20 protein-coding genes and 1 tRNA gene are annotated in these 18,932 nt (G+C 71.1%); 17 read left to right on the forward strand and 4 right to left on the reverse strand.

The genetic code is table 11. The features are described from left to right. The 9 genes from B8W67_RS04040 to B8W67_RS04080 form a co-directional block, all read left to right on the forward strand. Positions 1-572 (forward strand): P1 family peptidase (locus tag B8W67_RS04040; RefSeq protein WP_207567695.1); only part of this gene is annotated, 572 nt, incomplete at its 5' end. 14 nt (positions 573-586) lie between these two features. Then, positions 587-1,000, forward strand: coding sequence for a M67 family metallopeptidase (locus B8W67_RS04045; RefSeq protein WP_069390978.1), 414 nt, complete (start codon positions 587-589; stop codon positions 998-1,000). Between the two features lie 27 nt (positions 1,001-1,027). Beyond that, positions 1,028-1,318, forward strand: a complete 291-nt coding sequence (locus B8W67_RS04050; RefSeq protein ID WP_069390977.1) for a MoaD/ThiS family protein — start codon at positions 1,028-1,030, stop codon at positions 1,316-1,318. Between the two features lie 8 nt (positions 1,319-1,326). Next, entirely contained in the window at positions 1,327-2,298 is a 972-nt protein-coding gene (locus B8W67_RS04055) for a PLP-dependent cysteine synthase family protein (protein ID WP_085302364.1), read from the forward strand. Then, entirely contained in the window at positions 2,295-2,963 is a 669-nt protein-coding gene (locus tag B8W67_RS04060) for a rhomboid family intramembrane serine protease (protein WP_069391046.1), read from the forward strand. Before B8W67_RS04055 ends, B8W67_RS04060 begins: the two co-directional genes overlap by 4 nt. Then, a complete protein-coding gene (gene murI / locus B8W67_RS04065) occupies positions 2,960-3,805 on the forward strand; it encodes a glutamate racemase (RefSeq protein ID WP_085302366.1) in 846 nt (281 codons plus the stop codon). The genes B8W67_RS04060 and murI overlap by 4 nt, the downstream gene beginning before the upstream one ends. A gap of 63 nt (positions 3,806-3,868) precedes the next feature. Further along, complete coding sequence (locus B8W67_RS04070) at positions 3,869-4,657, forward strand: cyclic nucleotide-degrading phosphodiesterase (protein WP_197747599.1); 789 nt, start codon at positions 3,869-3,871, stop codon at positions 4,655-4,657. Positions 4,658-4,679: 22 nt separating this feature from the next. Further along, positions 4,680-5,459 (forward strand): ribonuclease PH, encoded by a 780-nt coding sequence (gene rph / locus B8W67_RS04075; protein ID WP_069390974.1) that lies wholly within the window; start codon positions 4,680-4,682, stop codon positions 5,457-5,459. Further along, positions 5,456-6,064: a non-canonical purine NTP pyrophosphatase gene (locus B8W67_RS04080; protein ID WP_085302368.1), complete on the forward strand. Its 609-nt coding sequence runs from the start codon at positions 5,456-5,458 to the stop codon at positions 6,062-6,064. The genes rph and B8W67_RS04080 overlap by 4 nt, the downstream gene beginning before the upstream one ends. Positions 6,065-6,171: 107 nt before the next feature. Here B8W67_RS04080 and B8W67_RS04085 read toward each other — a convergent pair whose 3' ends face one another. Together B8W67_RS04085 and B8W67_RS04090 are read right to left on the reverse strand one after the other, a co-directional pair. Then, positions 6,172-6,519, reverse strand: coding sequence for a DUF3817 domain-containing protein (locus B8W67_RS04085; RefSeq protein WP_069390972.1), 348 nt, complete (start codon positions 6,517-6,519; stop codon positions 6,172-6,174). Next, complete coding sequence (locus tag B8W67_RS04090) at positions 6,516-6,947, reverse strand: hypothetical protein (protein WP_085302370.1); 432 nt, start codon at positions 6,945-6,947, stop codon at positions 6,516-6,518. The genes B8W67_RS04085 and B8W67_RS04090 overlap by 4 nt, the downstream gene beginning before the upstream one ends. Before the next feature lie 85 nt (positions 6,948-7,032). Between B8W67_RS04090 and B8W67_RS04095 the strand changes: the two genes are divergently transcribed. From B8W67_RS04095 to B8W67_RS04105, 3 genes are all read left to right on the forward strand, one after another. Next, positions 7,033-7,116 (forward strand) — tRNA-Leu (locus tag B8W67_RS04095). Positions 7,117-7,248: 132 nt separating this feature from the next. After that, complete coding sequence (locus tag B8W67_RS04100) at positions 7,249-9,861, forward strand: ABC transporter ATP-binding protein/permease (protein WP_085302384.1); 2,613 nt, start codon at positions 7,249-7,251, stop codon at positions 9,859-9,861. Beyond that, a complete protein-coding gene (locus B8W67_RS04105; protein WP_085302386.1) occupies positions 9,858-11,633 on the forward strand; it encodes an ABC transporter ATP-binding protein in 1,776 nt (591 codons plus the stop codon). Before B8W67_RS04100 ends, B8W67_RS04105 begins: the two co-directional genes overlap by 4 nt. A 16-nt stretch (positions 11,634-11,649) precedes the next feature. Here B8W67_RS04105 and B8W67_RS04110 read toward each other — a convergent pair whose 3' ends face one another. Then, positions 11,650-12,090, reverse strand: coding sequence for a nuclear transport factor 2 family protein (locus tag B8W67_RS04110; protein ID WP_069390968.1), 441 nt, complete (start codon positions 12,088-12,090; stop codon positions 11,650-11,652). Between the two features lie 95 nt (positions 12,091-12,185). On the opposite strand from B8W67_RS04110, the gene B8W67_RS04115 reads away from it, so the two are divergent. From B8W67_RS04115 to B8W67_RS04135, 5 genes are all read left to right on the forward strand, one after another. Continuing rightward, a complete protein-coding gene (locus B8W67_RS04115) occupies positions 12,186-12,920 on the forward strand; it encodes an MgtC/SapB family protein (protein ID WP_069391044.1) in 735 nt (244 codons plus the stop codon). 97 nt (positions 12,921-13,017) lie between these two features. Continuing rightward, the gene (locus tag B8W67_RS04120) at positions 13,018-13,908 is read left to right on the forward strand and encodes a sterol desaturase family protein (RefSeq protein WP_069391043.1); all 891 of its coding nucleotides are present in this window, start codon (positions 13,018-13,020) and stop codon (positions 13,906-13,908) included. 49 nt (positions 13,909-13,957) lie between these two features. Continuing rightward, positions 13,958-14,542, forward strand: a complete 585-nt coding sequence (locus B8W67_RS04125) for a LysM peptidoglycan-binding domain-containing protein (RefSeq protein ID WP_069390967.1) — start codon at positions 13,958-13,960, stop codon at positions 14,540-14,542. A gap of 113 nt (positions 14,543-14,655) precedes the next feature. Beyond that, positions 14,656-15,309 (forward strand): Rv1815 family serine proteinase, encoded by a 654-nt coding sequence (locus tag B8W67_RS04130; protein ID WP_069390966.1) that lies wholly within the window; start codon positions 14,656-14,658, stop codon positions 15,307-15,309. A 160-nt stretch (positions 15,310-15,469) separates the two neighbouring features. Then, positions 15,470-16,933 (forward strand): FAD-binding protein, encoded by a 1,464-nt coding sequence (locus B8W67_RS04135; RefSeq protein WP_069390965.1) that lies wholly within the window; start codon positions 15,470-15,472, stop codon positions 16,931-16,933. A 28-nt stretch (positions 16,934-16,961) separates the two neighbouring features. Here the strand turns inward: B8W67_RS04135 and B8W67_RS04140 are convergent, their stop codons facing one another. Continuing rightward, entirely contained in the window at positions 16,962-18,875 is a 1,914-nt protein-coding gene (locus B8W67_RS04140; protein WP_234793804.1) for an ABC transporter ATP-binding protein/permease, read from the reverse strand. Positions 18,876-18,932 lie beyond the last annotated feature (57 nt).

Genomic DNA, 18,932 nt, shown 5'->3' on the forward strand with positions numbered 1-18,932 from the left:
GTGGTGCCGCACGCCCAGCCGTGCCCGGCGGCGGCATCGGGGTCGAGGCGCTGGTGGTGGCCGACCCGCACGCCGGCAACGTCGTCGACCCGGCCACCGGGCTGCCGTGGCAGGCCGATCAGATCCGCGAGTTCGGGCTGCGGCCCCCACCGGCGGAGCAGATCGGCGCGCTGGCCGCCGCCGGCGCCGAGACGTCGGCGCTCAACACCACGATCGCAGCGGTGGCTACCGACGCGGCTCTGAGCCCGGCGGGCTGTCGGCGGGTGGCGATCGCCGCGCAGGACGGGCTGGCCCGGACCATCCGGCCGGCCCACACCCCGATGGATGGCGATACGGTGTTCGCACTGGCCACCGGCGCGGTCGAGGTGGCCCCGGTCGCCGACGTCCCCGCCGGGCTCGCCCCGGACACCGCGGTGGTCACCGCGGTGGGGGCCGCGGCCGCCGAAACCCTGGCCCGTGCGGTGCTGGTCGCGGTGCTCGCCGCGGCACCGGTGGCCGGAATACCCACCTATCGGGGCCTGTTGCCCGGGGCGTTCGCGGCGGACGCCGCCGCGGACCGTGCCGAGAACTGACGAGGAGGATTGGCGTGCTGGTGATTCGTGCCGACCTGGTCGACGCGATGGTGGCCCACGCCCGCGCCGACCATCCCGACGAGGCGTGCGGGGTCCTCGCCGGCCCGGAGGGTTCCGACCGGCCGCAGCGGCACATCGCGATGATCAACGCCGAACGGTCCCCGACGTTCTACCGGTTCGACTCCGGCGAACAGTTGCGGGTGTGGCGCGAGATGGACGCCGCCGCGGAGGAGCCGGTGGTGATCTACCACTCCCACACCGCCACCGAGGCCTATCCGAGCCGCACCGATGTGGATCTGGCCGGGGAACCGGAGGCGCACTACGTGCTGGTGTCCACCCGCGACCCCGACACCGTCGAGGTGCGCAGCTTCCGCATCCGCGACGGCGCGGTCACCGAGGAACCCGTCACGATCGTCGAGCAGTACTAGTCCCGCCCCGACCAGCAAGGAGCCACCATGAGTGTGACCGTGTCCATCCCGACCATCCTGCGCCCGCACACCGGCGGGCAGAAGCGTGTCACGGCGACCGGGGCCACCCTGGCCGCGGTCATCGCCGATTTGGACGCCAACTACGCCGGTATCGGTGAGCGGCTGGTCGACAACGGCAAGCTGCACCGGTTCGTCAACATCTACGTCAACGACGAGGACGTGCGGTTCTCCGGGGGACTGGACACCGTGCTCGGCGACGGCGACGAGGTGACGATCCTTCCGGCCGTGGCCGGTGGCTGCGCCGCGGCCGGGGACTGAGCCCGGCGATGGCACGGCACGATTCGCTGCTCAGCGCCGTGGGCGACACCCCCCTGGTCGGGCTGCCCCGGCTCTCGCCGCGCTGGGACGCCACCGCCGACGGCCCCCACGTGCGGCTGTGGGCGAAGCTGGAGGACCGCAACCCGACCGGGTCGATCAAGGACCGCCCGGCGCTGGCGATGATCGAGCGCGCCGAGGCCGAGGGGCTGCTCACCGCCGGAGCCACCATTGTGGAACCGACCAGCGGCAACACCGGCATCTCGATGGCGATGGCCGCCAGGATCAAGGGCTACCGGATGATCTGCGTGATGCCGGAGAACACCTCCATCGAGCGTCGCCAGATCCTCGAGCTCTACGGCGCACAGATCATCTCCTCGCCGGCCGAGGGCGGCTCCAACACCGCGGTCGCCACCGCCAAACGGCTGGCCGCGCAGAATCCCGACTGGGTGATGCTCTACCAGTACGGCAACCCGGCCAACAGCGAGGCGCACTACCGCGGCACCGGCCCGGAACTGCTGGCCGACCTGCCCGAGATCACCCATTTCGTGGCCGGGCTGGGCACGACCGGCACCCTGATGGGCACCGGGGCGTTCCTGCGCGAGCACGTCCCCGGCGTGGCGATCGTCGCCGCCGAACCCCGCTACGGCGAAGGGGTGTACGCCCTGCGCAACATCGATGAGGGTTTCGTGCCCGAACTCTACGACTCGACGGTGCTGACCACCCGCTTCTCGGTGGGCTCGGCCGATGCGGTGCGCCGCACCCGCGAACTCATCGACGCCGAGGGCATCTTTGCCGGGATCTCCACCGGCGCGGTGCTGCACGCGGCGCTGGGCATGGCCGCCAAGGCGATCAAGGCCGGTGAGCGCGCCGACATCGCGTTCGTCGTCGCCGACGCCGGCTGGAAATACCTGTCGACCGGCGCCTACAGCGGCACCCTCGACGACGCCGAGGAGGCGTTGGAAGGTCAGCTGTGGGCGTGAGCGACGTCTCCCGGACACCGACGCCGGGGTCGGCCCCGGCGTCGCGCCGATCCGGCTGGCAGACCGGGGCGCTGCTGGTGCTGGGGTTCGTCGCGGTGCTCTACGCGGTGGAGTTGGCCGACGAGCTCAGCGGACACCGGTTCGACGACCACGGGATCCGGCCGCTGCGCGCTGACGGGCTGTGGGGCGTCCTGTTCGCCCCGCTGCTGCACGCCAACTGGGCGCATCTGCTGGCCAACACCGGACCGCTGGTGGTGCTGGGATTGTTGCTGGCCCTCAACGGGGTGGGCCGGCTGATCGCAGCGACGGCAATCGTGTGGCTGGTCGGCGGCCTGGGCACCTGGCTCATCGGCGACCTGGGCGCCTGCCGGCTGCCGTCGGATCACATCGGTGCATCCACCATCATCTTCGGCTGGTTGACCTTCCTCATCGTCTTCGGCTTCCTGGCCCGCCGCGGCTGGCAGATCGCGGTGGGGGTGCTGACTCTCATCGGCTACGGCGGGACGCTGTGGGGCGCGGTGCCGGTGCTCGACCGCTGCGACGGGGTGTCCTGGCAGGGGCATCTGTGTGGGGCGCTGGCCGGGGTGCTGGCCGCCTATCTGCTCAGCCGCCCCGAGCGGCGGGCCCGCCGGCACGGTCCCGTGACGAGCGGAGCGCCACGGTGAGCGCGGCCCCGCCGCGTGACGCGCCGATCGGGATCTTCGACTCCGGGGTCGGCGGCTTGACGGTGGCGCGCGCCATCATCGACCAGCTACCCGATGAGGACGTCATCTACGTCGGCGACACCGGCAACGGACCGTACGGCCCGTTGCCGATCCCGCAGGTGCGCGGCCACGCCCTGGCGATCGGCGACGACCTCGTCGACCGCGGCATCAAGGCCCTGGTGATCGCCTGCAACACCGCCTCGGCGGCCTGCCTGCGCGATGCGCGGGAACGCTACCCGGTGCCGGTGGTGGAGGTGATCCTGCCGGCGGTGCGCCGCGCGGCGGCGACCACCCGCACCGGGCGCATCGGGGTGATCGGCACCCACGCCACCATCGCCAGCCGCGCCTACCAGGACGCGTTCGCCGCGGCCCGCGACACCGAGATCACCGCCGTGGCCTGCCCACGGTTCGTCGACTTCGTCGAACGGGGCATCACCAGCGGCCGGCAGGTCCTCGGCCTGGCCGAGGGGTACCTGGAGCCGCTGCAACGCGCCGACGTCGACACCCTGGTCCTCGGGTGCACCCACTACCCGCTGCTGTCGGGGCTGATCCAGCTGGTCATGGGCGAGCAGGTCACGCTGGTGTCCAGTGCGGAGGAGACCGCCAAGGAGCTGCTGCGGGTGCTCACCGAGGCCGACCTGCTGCGCCCGCACCCCGCCGACGACGACGGCGGCGCGACCGCGCCGCTGCGGCGTTTCGAGGCGACCGGGGACCCGGCGGCGTTCACCGCGCTGGCAGCCCGGTTTCTCGGACCGATCGTCTCCGAGGTTCGCCCCACCCATCCGGGAGCCCCGCGGCGATAACAATCGGGACGCAACCGGTCATGTCGTGGTCATGACGGCGACGAACGTGGCACAGTGGTCACCGTGCAACTCACCGTGCTCGGCTGGTCCGGCAGCGTCGTCGGTCCCACGTCGCCGGCCTCGGGCTATCTTCTGCGCGCCCCGGACACCACACCGATGGTGATCGACTTCGGCGGGGGCGTGCTCGGGGCGCTGCAACGCTACGTCGACCCCGGTGAAGTTGATGTGTTGCTGTCGCACCTGCACGCCGACCACTGCCTGGATCTGCCCGGGCTGTTCGTCTGGCGGCGCTTCCACCCGTCGGCGCCGGTGGGGCGCGCCCGGATGTACGGGCCCAGCGACACCGTGTCGCGCCTCGGCGCGGCGTCCTCCCCGTACGGCGGGGAGATCGACGACTTCTCCGACATCTTCCAGGTGCATCCGTGGCAGGACGGCGAGCCGGTGACGCTGGGGTCGCTGACGGTGACCCCGCGGGCGGTGTGCCATCCGACCGAGTCCTTCGGGCTGCGTTTCACCGACGGCACCGGATCGTCGCTGGTCTACAGCGGCGACACCGGATATTGCGAGGCGGTGGTGGACCTGGCGCGCGGCGCCGATGTGTTCCTCTGCGAGGCGTCCTGGACGCACAGCCCCGACCGGCCCCGCAACCTGCATCTGTCGGGCACCGAGGCCGGACGCATCGCGGCGGAAGCTCAGGTGGGGGAGTTGCTGCTCACCCACATCCCGCCGTGGACGTCGCGCGAAGAGGTGCTGGCCGAGGCCGCCGCGGAGTTCGACGGGCCGGCGCACGTCGTGTCCTGCGACGAGACCTTCGAGATCGGGCACTCCGAGCGGGTCCGTCGCACCGGCTGACCCGCCGACTAGGGTGGGTCGGGTGTCCACACGCGAAGACGGTCGTCTCGACGACGAGTTGCGCCCGGTAACGATCACCCGCGGTTTCACCGCCCACCCGGCCGGGTCGGTGCTCGTCGAATTCGGCCAGACCCGGGTGATGTGCACCGCCAGCGTCACCGAAGGAGTGCCTCGCTGGCGCAAGGGCTCCGGGCTGGGCTGGCTGACCGCCGAGTACGCGATGCTGCCGGCCGCCACCCACACCCGGTCGGACCGCGAATCGGTGAAGGGCCGCGTCGGCGGACGCACCCAGGAGATCAGCCGGCTGGTGGGCCGTTCACTGCGGGCCTGCATCGACCTGGCGGCGTTGGGGGAGAACACCATCGCCGTCGACTGTGATGTGCTGCAGGCCGACGGCGGCACCCGCACCGCGGCGATCACCGGCGCCTACGTGGCGCTGGCCGACGCCGTCACCTACCTGTCGGCGGCGGGCAAACTGTCGGACCCGCGGCCGCTGTCGTGCGCGATCGCGGCGGTCAGCGTCGGGGTGGTCGACGGCCGGGTCCGGGTGGACCTGCCCTATGAGGAGGACTCCCGCGCCGAGGTCGACATGAACGTGGTGGCCACCGACACCGGCACCCTGGTGGAGATCCAGGGCACCGGGGAGGGCGCGACGTTCCCGCGCTCCACCCTGGACAAGATGCTCGACGCCGCGATGGGGGCCTGCGAGCGCCTGTTCGCCGTGCAGCGTGCGGCGTTGGATCTGCCCTATCCGGGGGAGTTGCCGGAGGGCCCGGAGCCGAAGAAAGCGTTCGGCAGCTGACCGCGCTGCTGGTGGCCAGCCGCAACCGCAAGAAGCTGGCCGAGCTACGCCGGGTCCTCGACGCCGCCGGGCTGACCGGCATCGACGTCATCGGCCTCGATGAGGTCGCCCCGTTCCAGGAATCCCCGGAGACCGGCGCCACGTTCGAGCAGAATGCGCTGGCCAAGGCGCGCGACGGGTTCACCGCGACCGGGCTGGCCACCGTCGCCGACGACTCGGGGCTGACGGTGGCCGCACTGGGCGGGATGCCCGGGGTGCTCTCGGCGCGCTGGTGCGGGCGCCACGGCGACGACGCGGCCAACACCGCGCTGCTGCTCGCCCAACTCCACGACGTGCCCGACACGCGCCGGGACGCGGCGTTCGTGTCGGCGTGCGCGCTGGTGTGGGGCCCGGGAGCCGACCAGCAGACGGTGGTGCGCGGCGAATGGCCGGGCCGTATCGCCCGCGCTGCGCGCGGCGACGGCGGGTTCGGCTACGACCCGGTGTTCGTCGCGGCCGGCGACACCCGCACCGCCGCTGAACTCACCCCGGAGGACAAAGACGCCGTCTCCCACCGCGGGCGGGCGTTGGCGCTGTTGGTGCCCGCGTTGCGGGCGCTGCGCTGAGGCGAAAGCCGGGCCGCGCGATCGAGTGTGCACTCCGGGCGCCAGCGTGTGCGGTGTCGTCCGCGACACGCCGATCGGGGCGGACCGATCGGCACACGGTCGCGGGTCTACAGGCCGAATTGTTCCTTGACGGCGCGGGTTTGGAAATGCTCGATGATGATCCCCAGCAGCGGGACGGTGCCCGACAGCAGGACCCCCAGCGTCTTGCCGTACGACCAGCGCACCTTGGTGGCCAAGTTCAGCGTCGCCAGCAGATAGGTGAAATACACCCAGCCGTGAACCACCCCGATCCACACCGGCGGGTTGTCGACCTTGACGATGTATTTGAGAACCACCTCGTAGCAGAGCGCGATCAGCCAGATCCCGGTCGCCCAGGCCAGCACCCGGTAGCCGGTCAGCGCGGTGCGGATCTTGTCGACCGGGGCCGCACCGGCCGGGGCGTCGGAGGAGGTCATGCGGTGGTCCTGTTCTGCTCGTCGTGGTCGGGGGGCGTCGGATCGCGCTCGGCGCGGGCCAACTCGGTCAGATAGGCGTTGTACCGGCGCAACTCGAGGTCTTCGAGGTCTTCGGGATCCTCGGGATCCGAGGGGTCCGGTGCGCCCGCCACCCTCGGCCGCTCGGGCAGCAACCCCGCCGGGATCTCGGTCGGCCCGCGGTCCGACGGCAACTCCGGCGGCACCTCTTCGTAGCGCACGAACTTGCGGTAGGCGTAGACGCAGAACCCGGCGAACAGCGGCCACTGCAAGGCGTAGCCGAGGTTCTGGAAGGTGCCCGACGCCGATTCGTAGCGGGTCCACTGCCACCAGCCCAGCGCCAGGCACCCGCAGGTCGCCGCGGTCACCAGCAGCACCAGCGCCGGTCTGCGACGCCGTGTAGTGGACATACCCCGACCGTACCGTGCTGAGCATCGGTGACCGCCCTCACGCTGCCGGGACGCCGCCGCCGGCCGGTAGGATTCCGGGGTCCTCGCGGGCGTGATGGAATTGGCAGACATGCCGGCTTTAGGTGCCGGTGCTCGAAAGAGCGTGAGGGTTCGAGTCCCTCCGCCCGCACCGCGTGACACCACCGGCTTTCGCCCCGCCCCCGATCGCCAGCTAAGGTAAGCCTTAGTTGATTTCGGTCTGCGTGGTGAGGTGGTGTCTAGTGCCCGGTGTCCAGACGGCGCGCGCGGGGGGTCCGCGCTGATGGCCCGCGGTCTGCAGGGGATGGTGCTGCGCGGCTTCGGTGCCCGCGACCACCTCGCCACCGTTGTCGAGACCGTGCCGATCGCCCCGCATTTCGTGCGGATCCGGATGGTCTCGCCGACGGTGTTCGACGACGCCGTGGTGGAGCCGGCGGCGTGGCTGCGGTTCTGGTTCCCCGACCCCGACGGGTCCTCGACCGAGCACCAGCGCGCCTACACCCTCACCGAGGCCGACCCGGAGACCGGGGCTTTCGCCGTCGACGTGCTGCTGCACGAGCCGGCCGGTCCGGCGTCGCGCTGGGCGCGCACCGTGCAGCCGGGCGCCACGATCACCGCCACCCCGCTGATGGGGTCGCTGCGGTTCAGCGTCCCCGACGAGCCGCCGGCGGGCTATCTGCTCATCGGTGACGCGGCGTCGATCCCGGGCATCAACGGCATCATCGCCACCGTCGCCGCCGATGTGCCGATCGAGCTGTACCTCGAGGAGCACGATCCGCGCGACCGGGAGATCCCGCTGACCGACCATCCGCGACTGCGGGTGCACTGGGTGGCGCGGCGCGGGGTGGACTCGCTGGCCGCGGCGATCGAGAACCGGGACTGGTCGAACTGGTACGCCTGGGCCACCCCGGAATCCGGCAGCCTCAAACAGGTGCGGGCCCGGCTGCGCGACGGGTTCGGCTTCCCCAAATCCGAGGTGCATGCGCAGGCCTATTGGAAGGCCGGCCGCGCGATGGGCACGATCCGCGACACCGACATCCCCGGGGACACCGGGGGGGACACCAGCACCCCGGTGGCACCGCCGCCCGCCGAGCCGGTCACCGCCGACGCGGCGGGGCCGGTCACCGCCGAGGCGGCGGGGCAGGCCACCGCGGGCCGCTGGCAGGCCCAGGCCGCCGGCCGGCTGTTGGGTCCGCTGCGCACCCCGCTGGTGGTTTCCGGGCTGTTGCAGGCGGTGATCACCCTGGTGCAGTTGGCGCCGTTCGTGCTGCTGGTGGAGTTGTCGCGGCGCTTGCTGGCCGGCGATCCCGCCCAGCGGCTGTGGCCGGTCGGCATCGCCGCGGTGGTGCTGCTAGGGCTGGGCACCCTGTTCGGGGCCGCACTGGCGTTGTGGCTGCACGTCGTCGACGCCCGGTTCGCCGGGTCGCTGCGCGCCCGGCTGCTGGACAAGATGGCGCGACTACCGCTGGGCTGGTTCACCGCCCGCGGCGCCGGCAGCATCAAACAACTGGTCCACGACGACACGATGGCGCTGCATTACCTGATCACCCACGCCATCCCCGATGCGGTCGCCGCGGTGGTGGCCCCGGTGGCGGTGCTGGTCTACCTGTTCGCGGTGGACTGGCGCGTGGCGCTGGTGCTGTTCGTGCCGGTGCTGGCGTACCTGGTGATGATGTCGATGATGGCGATCCAGTCCGGTGCCCGCACCGGCCAGGCGCAACGCTGGTCGCAGACGATGAACGACGAGGCCACCACCTATCTGGCGGCCCAACCGGTGATCCGGGTCTTCGGCGGCTCGACCGCATCGAGTTTCCGCCGCAACCTCGGGCGCTACCTGCAGTTCCTGGTCAGCTGGCAACAGCCGCTGACCGGCAAGAAGACCGTGATGGATCTGATCACCCGGCCGGCGACGTTTTTGTGGCTGATCGCGGTGACCGGAACGCTGCTGATCGTCGCCGACCGGATGACCCCGGTGGATCTGCTGCCATTTCTGTTGCTGGGCACCACATTCGGCACCCGTCTACTCGGCATCGCCTACGGGCTCGGCGGGATCCGCGCGGGAATGATCGCGGCCCGCCAAGTCCAGACCGCACTCGACGAACCGGAACTGGCCACCGCGGGACACGCGGCGGCGCCGACCGCGGCCCCCGCGGGCGACGTCGTCGTCGACGGGGTCACCTTCGGCTACCGCGCGGATGTGCCGGTGCTGCACGACATCACCCTCACACTCGCGCCGGGCACAGTGACCGCGCTGGTCGGGCCGTCCGGGTCGGGCAAGTCCACGTTGGCGGCGCTGCTGGCCCGTTTCCACGACCCCGACACCGGCACGATCACGATCGGCGGCGATGACGTGCGCACGCTCACCGCCGACCAGTTGTACCGCCGGATCGGGTTCGTCTTGCAGGACACCCAACTGGTGCACGGCAGCGTCTACGACAACATCGCCCTCGCGGTGCCCGACGCGCCCGCCGAGGCGGTGCACGCCGCGGCGCGGGCCGCCCAGATCCACGATCGCATCCTGGCGCTGCCCGACGGCTACGACACCGTGTTGGGTCCGGATGCCGCGCTCTCCGGCGGGGAACGCCAGCGGCTCACGATCGCGCGCGCACTGCTCGCCGACACCCCGGTGCTCATCCTCGACGAGGCGACCGCGTTCGCCGACCCGGAATCGGAGTATCTCGTGCAACAGGCGTTGAGCCGGCTGACCCGGGGGCGCACCGTGCTGGTGATCGCCCACCGGTTGCACACCATCACCGACGCCGACCAGATCGTGGTGCTCGACGCCGGCCGGATCGTCGAACGCGGCACCCACAGTGCGCTGCTGGCCGCCGACGGCCGCTACCGGCGGCTGTGGGAGAGCGGCCGGGCCGGCGCCCGCGAGCAGGTGGCGCTGTGATCGCCACCCTGCGCCGGCTGCTCCCGGCCGATCAGCGCCGCCGCGCCGGTGTCTACGTGGCCCTGACCCTGCTGTCGGTGGTGATCCGGGCCGCGGGGATCGTGCTGCTGGTGCCGCTGGTCGGTGCGCTGTTCAGCGACACCCCCGCCGATGCGCTGGGCTGGCTGGGTGCACTCACCGCGGCCACCGCCGCCGGGTGGGTCATCGACGCCGCCGCCGCCCGCCGCGGATTCCAACTCGGATTCGCCGCGCTGAACCGCACCCAGCACGTCGTCGCCGACCGGCTCGCCGAGGTCCGGCTGGACTGGTTCACCGCCGAGACCACCGCCACCGCGCGCCAGGCGATCGCGACCACCGGCCCCGAACTGCTCGGCCTGCTGGTCTACCTGGGGGCGCCGCTGACCACCGCGCTGCTGCTGCCCGCGGCGATCGGGGTGGCGTTGCTGCCGATCTCGTGGCCGCTGGGTCTGGCCGCTCTCGCCGGGGTGCCGCTGCTGCTCGGGGCGATGGCGGCCTCGGTGCGCCTGTCGCGCAACGCCGACGCCGCCGCCGACGCCGCCAACAGTGTGCTCACCGAACGGATCATCGAGTTCGCCCGCACCCAACCGGCGTTGCGCGCCGCGCGCCGCGCCGACCAGTCACGCAGCCTGGTGGGCGAGGCACTCGCCGCCCAACACGGCGCGATGCTGCGGCTGTTGGGCATGCAGATCCCCGGCCAGCTGTTGTTCAGCCTCGCCAGCCAGGCCGCCCTGATCGGGCTCGCCGGCGCTGTCACCGCGTTGACCGTGAACGGATCGCTGTCGGTTCCCGAGGCGATCGCGCTGATCGTGGTGATCGTGCGCTACCTGGAGCCGTTCACCACCGTCAGCGAGCTTGCCCCGGCCTGGGACTCCACCCGCGCCACACTGACGCGCATCCACACCGTGCTCACCGCCCCGCAGCTGTCGTCGGGACAAGCGCACCTGCCCGACCCGGCCGGCGCACCGCGCATCGAATTCGTCGACGTCGCCTTCGGCTACGGCGATCGGGAAGCCGACGCCGCCGAGACCGCGGGCGCCGACGCGGTGCTGCACGGCATCAACCTGGTGCTGCAACCGGGCACCACCACCGCGGTGGTCGGGCCGTCGGGCTCGGGGAAGAGCAGCCTGCTGGCGCTCATCGCCGGGCTGCACCGGCCCACCGGCGGCCGGGTGCTCATCGACGGGGTGGATGTGGCCACCCTCGACCCCGAGCAGCGCCGCGCCGCCACCAGCGTGGTGTTCCAGCATCCCTACCTGTTCGACGGCTCGGTGCGCGACAACGCACTGGCCGGCGACCCCGACGCCGACGAGCAGCGGTGGCGCACCGTGGCCGCGTTGGCCCGCGTCGATGAACTCATCGACCGGCTGCCCGACGGGGAGGCCACCCGGGCCGGTGAGGCCGGCGGGGCGCTCTCCGGCGGGGAACGTCAACGAGTCAGCATCGCGCGCGCCCTGCTCAAACCGGCACCGGTGTTGCTGGTCGACGAGGCGACCAGCGCCTTGGACACCGAGAACGAGGCGGCCGTCGTCGCCGCGCTCACCGCTTCGCTGCGGCCCCGCACTCAGGTGGTCGTCGCCCACCGGCTGGCCAGCATCCGCCACGCCGACCGGGTGGTGTTCCTCGACGCCGGTCGCATCATCGAAGACGGCACCGTCGAGGAGCTTCTGGCCGCCGGGGGACCGTTCGCGCAGTTCTGGCGTCATCAACAGCAGGCGGCGCACTGGCAGATCACCGCCGAGCCCACCGGCTGACCCGGCTAACCCACCGCTAACCCGGTGTGCGCAGCGCGTCGGGCAGGGCGGCGCGCCAGCGGGTTTCCTCAACCAGACCCGCACTGCGCCAGCCGGATTCGGTACGCACCAGGTCATGGTGGTAGTTGCCACCGAAGTAGCTGGGCTCGTCGCTGCCGGGCAACTGCATCGGGTTGTAGAACATCGCGCGCACCCGGGCGCGATCATCGCCGAGTTCGAGGATCTCGATGTTGGTGATGTAGTGCATGCTCACCGGGATCGCGGTGAACGCGGCGGCAAGCCAATCGGCCACCTCGTCGCGGGATCCGGCGATCCCCCCGGCGGAGGTGTAGTCGATAACCGCGTCGTCGGTGAACACCGAGCGGTACAGCGCCCAGTCCTTGGTGTCGACCGCCCGGGCGTAGCGGTACAACAGTGCCGAGATCGCCTGTTCGTCGGCGAGCCGTTGCCAGTCCACGGGCCGTGCCTAACACGTCCGGGATGCCCGGTCAACACGCGTCGGCGGTCGATCTCGGCGCGCGCCGCGGCGCCGGCCCTGGTATCACAGACAGCGTGCAGAGTTTGAGCGTCGCCGAATTCACGGTGCGACTGGTCGTCGGGTTGGGCTGCGGTGCCCTCATCGGACTGGAACGCCAATGGCGCGCCCGGATGGCGGGTCTGCGCACCAACGCCCTCGTCGCCGCCGGGGCCACACTGTTCGTGCTGTACTCGGTGGCTGCCGAGGACGCCGGCAGCCCCACCCGGGTGGCCTCCTACGTGGTCTCCGGGGTCGGGTTCCTCGGCGGTGGGGTGATCCTGCGGGAGGGATTCAACGTGCGCGGGCTCAACACCGCGGCCACCCTGTGGTGTTCGGCGGCCGTCGGGGTGCTCGCGGCGGCCGGGCATCTGCTGTTCGCCGGGATCGCGACCGCGGTGGTGGTGGGCACCCACCTGTTGGGCCGGCCGCTGGGCCGGTTGATCGACCGTGACCACCACATCGAGGAGGACGTCGATCCGCGGCCGTATCGGCTGCAGTTGATCTGCGCCCCTGAGGTCGAACAGATCGCCCGCGCCCAGATCGTGCGCCACACGAGCGGGGGAGACCCGGTGCTGCACGGCATCCGCACCGGCCGCGACGACGACGACAACGCCGTGCTCACCGCCTACCTGCTGGTCAACGGCCGCGCCCCGGACCGGCTGGAGCGGTTGGTCGCCGAGTTGTCGCTGCAACCCGGGGTGGAAGGCGTGCACTGGAACGCCGACGAGCAGGACCCCGTCTCCGGGTTCGGTCCGCCCGAGCGGGACTGACCGGGCCTGCGGCGACCGTTAAGCTCGAGCGCGGGAGGTGGTGACGGTGTCGGATCCGACCGTGGTGACCGGCATCGTGGCCGCACTGCCCGAACCGATGCGCGACCCGGTGCTGCCGGCGATCCCGTTCTTTTTGCTACTGCTGATCCTGGAGTGGCTGGCCGCCCGCCGCCTCGACCAGCTCGAGCCGCGCGAGCCCGACCGGCCCGCCCGCGGCGGGTATGCCGCCCGCGACGCCTGGGCGAGCATCACGATGGGGCTGGTGTCGATCGCCACCACCGCCGGGTGGAAACTGCTGGCGCTGTTGGGCTACGCCGCGATCTTCACCTACCTGGCACCGTGGCACCTGTCCGCGGACCGCTGGTACACCTGGGTGATCGCCCTCGTCGGCGTCGACCTGCTCTACTACCTGTATCACCGGATGGCCCACCGGGTCCGGCTGGTGTGGGCGACCCATCAGGCCCACCACTCCAGCCGGTATTTCAACTTCGCCACCGCGCTGCGCCAGAAATGGAACAACAGCGGCGAGATCCTGATGTGGATTCCGTTGCCGCTGCTGGGGATTCCGCCCTGGGTGGTGTTCGCCAGTTTCTCGGTGAGCCTGGTCTACCAGTTCTGGGTGCACACCGAACGCATCGACAGGTTGCCGCGGCCCGTCGAGTTCGTGTTCAACACACCGTCGCATCACCGGGTGCATCACGGCATGGACGCGCAGTATCTGGACAAGAACTACGGGGGCATCCTGATCGTCTGGGACCGGCTGTTCGGCACCTTCACCCCCGAGGTGTTCCGACCCCATTACGGGCTGACCACCCAGGTCGACACCTATAACATCTGGACGTTGCAAACCCACGAATACGTCGCAATCGCCCGCGATGTGGCCGCCGCGACCCGGTGGCGCGACCGCCTCGGGCACATCTTCGGACCGCCCGGATGGCAACCCGCGCGCGAACGCCCGCCGGCGGCTATGCTCCGTTGCGAGAGCTGAAACCACGGTCCCCGCATCCGCCCGGACCGCCCCGAGCGAAGGACCCTCCATGGCAGACACCCTGCACGCCGGCGACAAGCTGACCTCCCGCGAATCGCTGGTGTCGAAGAACGGCGCCTACACGCTGACCCTGCAGGAAGACGGCAACCTGGTGTTGACCGAGAACGGGAAACCGGTGTGGGCCAGCGGCACCGACGGCCAAGACGTGGTGCGCGCCGAGGTGCAAAAGGACGGCAACTTCGTGCTGTACTCGCCGAACAAGCCGGTCTGGCACACCGACACCAAGGGCAAAAAGGACGTCAAGCTGGTGCTGCAGGACGACCGCAACCTGGTGCTCTACGCCGCCGACGGTCCGGCCTGGTCGACCAAGACCGACACCAGCGTCAAACCCCATGCGCCGCGGCCGACCGCGCAGGCCAAACCGGCCGCCGCCGAGAAGCCGGCTGCGGCCCCCACGCCGCCGCCGCCGCCCGCGCCGGCCGCGCGCACCCACACGGTGGTCTCCGGGGACACGCTGTGGGCGATCGCGGAGAAGTTCTACGGCGACGGCAACAAATACCAGCAGATCGCCGACGCCAACGGGATCGCCAACCCGGATCTGATCCACCCCGGCCAGGAACTGACCATCCCCTGACCCGCCGCACCGCCGGGGCGTAACACCGCCGCTGGCGGTGTCGATAGTCTCGACAACACTTTCTCCGGTCGGCACCGCGCCGGCCCGACGGATCGGAGTCGAGGGTGCACCGGATGCTCCTACGGATCGGTGTGGTGGCGGTACTGCTGGCCGGCGTCGGCCTCGGCGGCGCGGCCGGCCCCGCCGGCGCCGAGCCGGTGCTGGTCTACCCGGGTATGGAGATCCACCAGGACAACACGGTGTGCACGCTGGGTTTCGTCGACACCGCCGCACGGGTCGGGTTCACCGCCGGGCATTGCCGTGGCAGCGGGCCGGTGACCGACATCGGCAACCACGTCATCGGAACGCTGGCGGCGTTCCGCGACAACACCCCGGACGGCACCACGGTCAACACCGATCAGGTGATCGCCGACTACGAGGTGATCCTGCTGGCGCCCGACGTCGCGGTCAACGACATCCTGCCCGGCGGGCGGGTGTTGCGCTCCGACCCCGACCTGGCTGTGCAGCCCGGCGACGGCGTGTGCCACTTCGGGGTGATCACCGGCGAGAGCTGCGGGGAGGTCCAGGCGGTCAACAACGGCTGGTTCACGATGACCAACGGGGTGGTCAGCGCCAAGGGCGACTCCGGCGGTCCGGTGTATGTGCTGGCCCCGGACGGGTCTGGGCGCATCGTCGGGCTGTTCAACAGCACCTGGGGCTCATATCCGGCGGCGGTGTCGTGGTCGGCCGCCCACGCCCAGATCCGGGAGGACACCGGCGGCGGGTAACCGGGTGCGGTTGGGTTATCCTGCCCCACGAAGCATGCAGCTGCCCGGACACCTGTCCAGATCGGTGCAGAGCCAGATCTGCGCGAAGGCGGAAGGGTGGGCTGCGCCGTGATCGTCGGCCGCCCGCGCGGGGGCCGGTCCCCGCCCGACAGGAGCAGCAGTGAGCACCGAGATTCCCGCAACCGTGCCGGCCGGCGACGTGTCGACGTACTCCGACGACGTCGACGTGGTGGTGATCGGGTTCGGGATCGGCGGAGGCTGCGCCGCGGTGTCGGCCGCAGCGGCCGGGGCGCGGGTGGTGGTACTCGAACGCGCCGCCGCTGCCGGCGGCACCACCGCCATGGCCGGCGGGCACTTCTATCTCGGCGGCGGCACCGCGGTGCAGGAGGCCACCGGCCACCCCGACACCGCCGAGCAGATGGCCAAATATCTGACGGCGGTCTCCCGCAATCCCGACCCGGCCAAGATCCGCGCCTACTGCGACGGCAGCGTCGAGCACTTCACCTGGCTGGAGGACCTGGGCTTTCAGTTCGAGCGCAGCTACTACCCGGAGAAGGCGGTGATCCAGCCCGGCACCGAGGGGCTGATGTACACCGGCAACGAGAAGGTGTGGCCGTTTTTCACCGAGGCGACGCCCGCCCCGCGCGGCCACAAGGTGCCCGCCCCCGGCGACACCGAGGGCGCCAAGATGGTCATCGACTGCCTGCTCGCCCGCGCGGAGAGCCTCGGCGTGCAGGTGCGCTACGAAACCGGGGCGACCCAACTGGTCGTCGACGACACCGGCGCGGTCACCGGAGTGCGCTGGAAACACTTCACCGACACCGGGGTCATCAACGCCAAGGCGGTGGTGATCGCCGCCGGCGGCTTCGTGATGAACCCGGCGATGGTGGCCGCCCACACCCCCAAACTCGCCGAGAAACCGTTCGTGCTGGGCAACACCTACGACGACGGCCTGGGTATCCGGATGGGCATGTCGGCCGGCGGGGCCACCGAGCACATGGACCAGATCTTCATCACCGCGCCGGCCTACCCGCCGTCGGTCCTGCTCACCGGGGTGATCGTCAACAAGCTCGGGCAGCGGTTCGTCGCCGAGGACTCCTACCACTCGCGTACCTCCGGGTTCGTGATGGACCAGCCCGACAGCGCGGCGTTCCTCATCGTCGACGAGGCGCACCTGCGCAAACCCCAGGTACCGCTGGTCCCGCTGATCGACGGCTGGGAAACGGTGCCGGAAATGGAAGCGGCACTGGGCATCCCGACCGGCAACCTGGTGGCCACCCTGGACCGCTACAACTCCTTCGCCGCCCGCGGCGAGGACCCCGACTTCCACAAGCAGCCCGAGTTCCTGGCCGCCCAGGACACCGGGCCATGGGGTGCTTTCGACCTGTCGCTGGGCAAGGCGATGTACGCCGGGTTCACCCTCGGCGGGCTGGCCACCACCGTCGACGCCGAGGTGCGCCGCGCCGACGGCAGCGTCATCCCGGGGCTCTACGCGGTCGGGGCGTGCGCGTCCAACATCGCCCAGGACGGCAAGGGCTACGCGTCGGGCACCCAACTGGGGGAGGGCTCCTTCTTCGGCCGCCGCGCCGGGGCGCACGCCGCCGCGCGCGCCGCGCGCAGCTGACCCTCACCCGGTCGCGGTGCGGCCGGCGTCACGGCCGTGCGGCGATGCTGCCCAGCCGCCAGCCCCCGCCGCCGGTCAGCTCCAGGTGGCGTCGGTGATGCTGTTCGACGGTGCCGCGGTGGCTGACGCTGACCAGCGTGGTCGCCGGCAGCGCGGTGCGCAGCAGCCGGTAGAGGGTGAACTCCAGGCCCTCGTCGAGTGCGGAGCTGGCCTCGTCGAGGAACACCACCTGGGGCCGGGCCAGCAGCACCCGGGCGAACGCCACCCGCTGCTGCTCGCCGGGGGAGAGCACCTTGACCCAGTCGGTCACCTCGTCGAGACGGTCCACCAGATGCGGCAGCGCCACGGTGGTCAGCACCTCGGCGAGCTGTGCGTCGGGGATCTCCCCGGCGGCGGCGGGATAGGACACCACCGCGCGCAGATCCCCCAACGGCACGTAGGGCAGCTGCGACAGGAACATCGTGGCGCCGGGTTCGGTCGGGCAGCGCAATGTCCCCGAGGCGTACGGCCACAGCTGCGCCAGGCTGCGCAACAGGGTGGTCTTCCCGCTGCCCGACGGGCCGGTGATCACCAGCGAGTCCCCGGCGGCCAGCTCCACATCGAGGGTGTCGATCAGCTGCTCGCCGGCCGGGTTGCGGACCTCGACGGCGTCGATCACCACCGCACCGTCGGCGCTGGGCACGGTGAGCAGCTCCGGCAGCGCCCGCGATTTCGCGTCGGCGTCGACCAGGCCGTCCAGACGGATGATCGCCGCGCGGAAGCCGGCGAACTCGTCGTAGGAGTTACGGAAGAACGACAGCGAGTCGTGGATGTTGCCGAACGCCGAGGCGGTCTGCACCACATCCCCGAAGGTGATCTGGTTGGTGAACAGCCGCGGCGCCTGAATCACCCACGGCAGCGGCACGATCGACTGGCTCACCGACAGGTTCCAGCCGGTGAACCCGATGCTGCGATTCACAAACCGCAGATAGTTGTCGATGATCGCGTCGAACCGGGCCCGCAGTTGGCGGCGCTCGGCGCGTTCCCCGCGGTAGAACCCGACCGCCTCGGCGGCGTCACGGACCCGCACCAGCGCGTAACGGAACGCGGCGTTGGTCAACTCGTTGCGGAAACTCAGCCGGATCAGCGGCTTACCGATCCAGAACGCGATCACCGAGGCGACCAGCACATAGGCGAACACGATCCAGAACATCGCCCGCGGCAGGCTCACCCCGAGCACCGTCAGCGTGCCCGACAGGTTCCACAGGATCGCCGCGAACGAGATCACCGACACGATCGAGTAGACCGCGCCGAGCAGCAGGGTGCTGGTGGTGTTGTTGACCGGCTGGTTGGGGCTGGCACCCACCCCGGCGGTGAACACGTCGACGTCCTGCTGGATGCGCTGGTCGGGGTTGTCCATCTCGGTGTCGATGAACCGGGTGCGGTAGTAGGCGCGGCCCTCCAGCCAGTCGCCGGTCAGCCGGTCGGTGAGCCAGGTGCGCCAGGCCACCATGAACCGCTGGGTCAGGTAGATGTCGAGCATCACCCGGGCCACGTGCAGCGCCGCCATCGCCGCAAAGATCCCGATGGCCACCCAGAAGCCGTGCACACCGGAGGTTTTCACCGGCTCGTTGTCGGCAGCCGCGCCCTCGAAGGCCACCTGCAGCGACGTGTACATGTCGTTGCCCTGGAAGCTGAACAGCACGTTGAGGCGCACCGCGACGATCACCGACGCCAGCAGCACCCCCAGCATCGCCCAGACCCGCACACTGGCCCGGCCGGTGAAGTAGTCCCCGGTGATGCGCCAGAACTGCCGACCCCACGGCGTGAGGTACCGCAGCGCCACCAGCACCGCCAGCAGGCAGGCCGCCGTGATCGCCCAGGCCATCGCCACCCAGACCAGCGAATCGGGCAGCGCGTGCGCCCAGTCGATGCGGGGGGTGAACGGTTTGAGCGTGTCCACCGGCTATCTCTCCTCGCCGGGGCGTCGCGGCGACACCCCGGAGCCGAAAACTACCGC

This window comes from Mycolicibacillus koreensis, assembly GCF_002104795.1.
Lineage (GTDB): Bacteria > Actinomycetota > Actinomycetes > Mycobacteriales > Mycobacteriaceae > Mycobacterium > Mycobacterium koreense.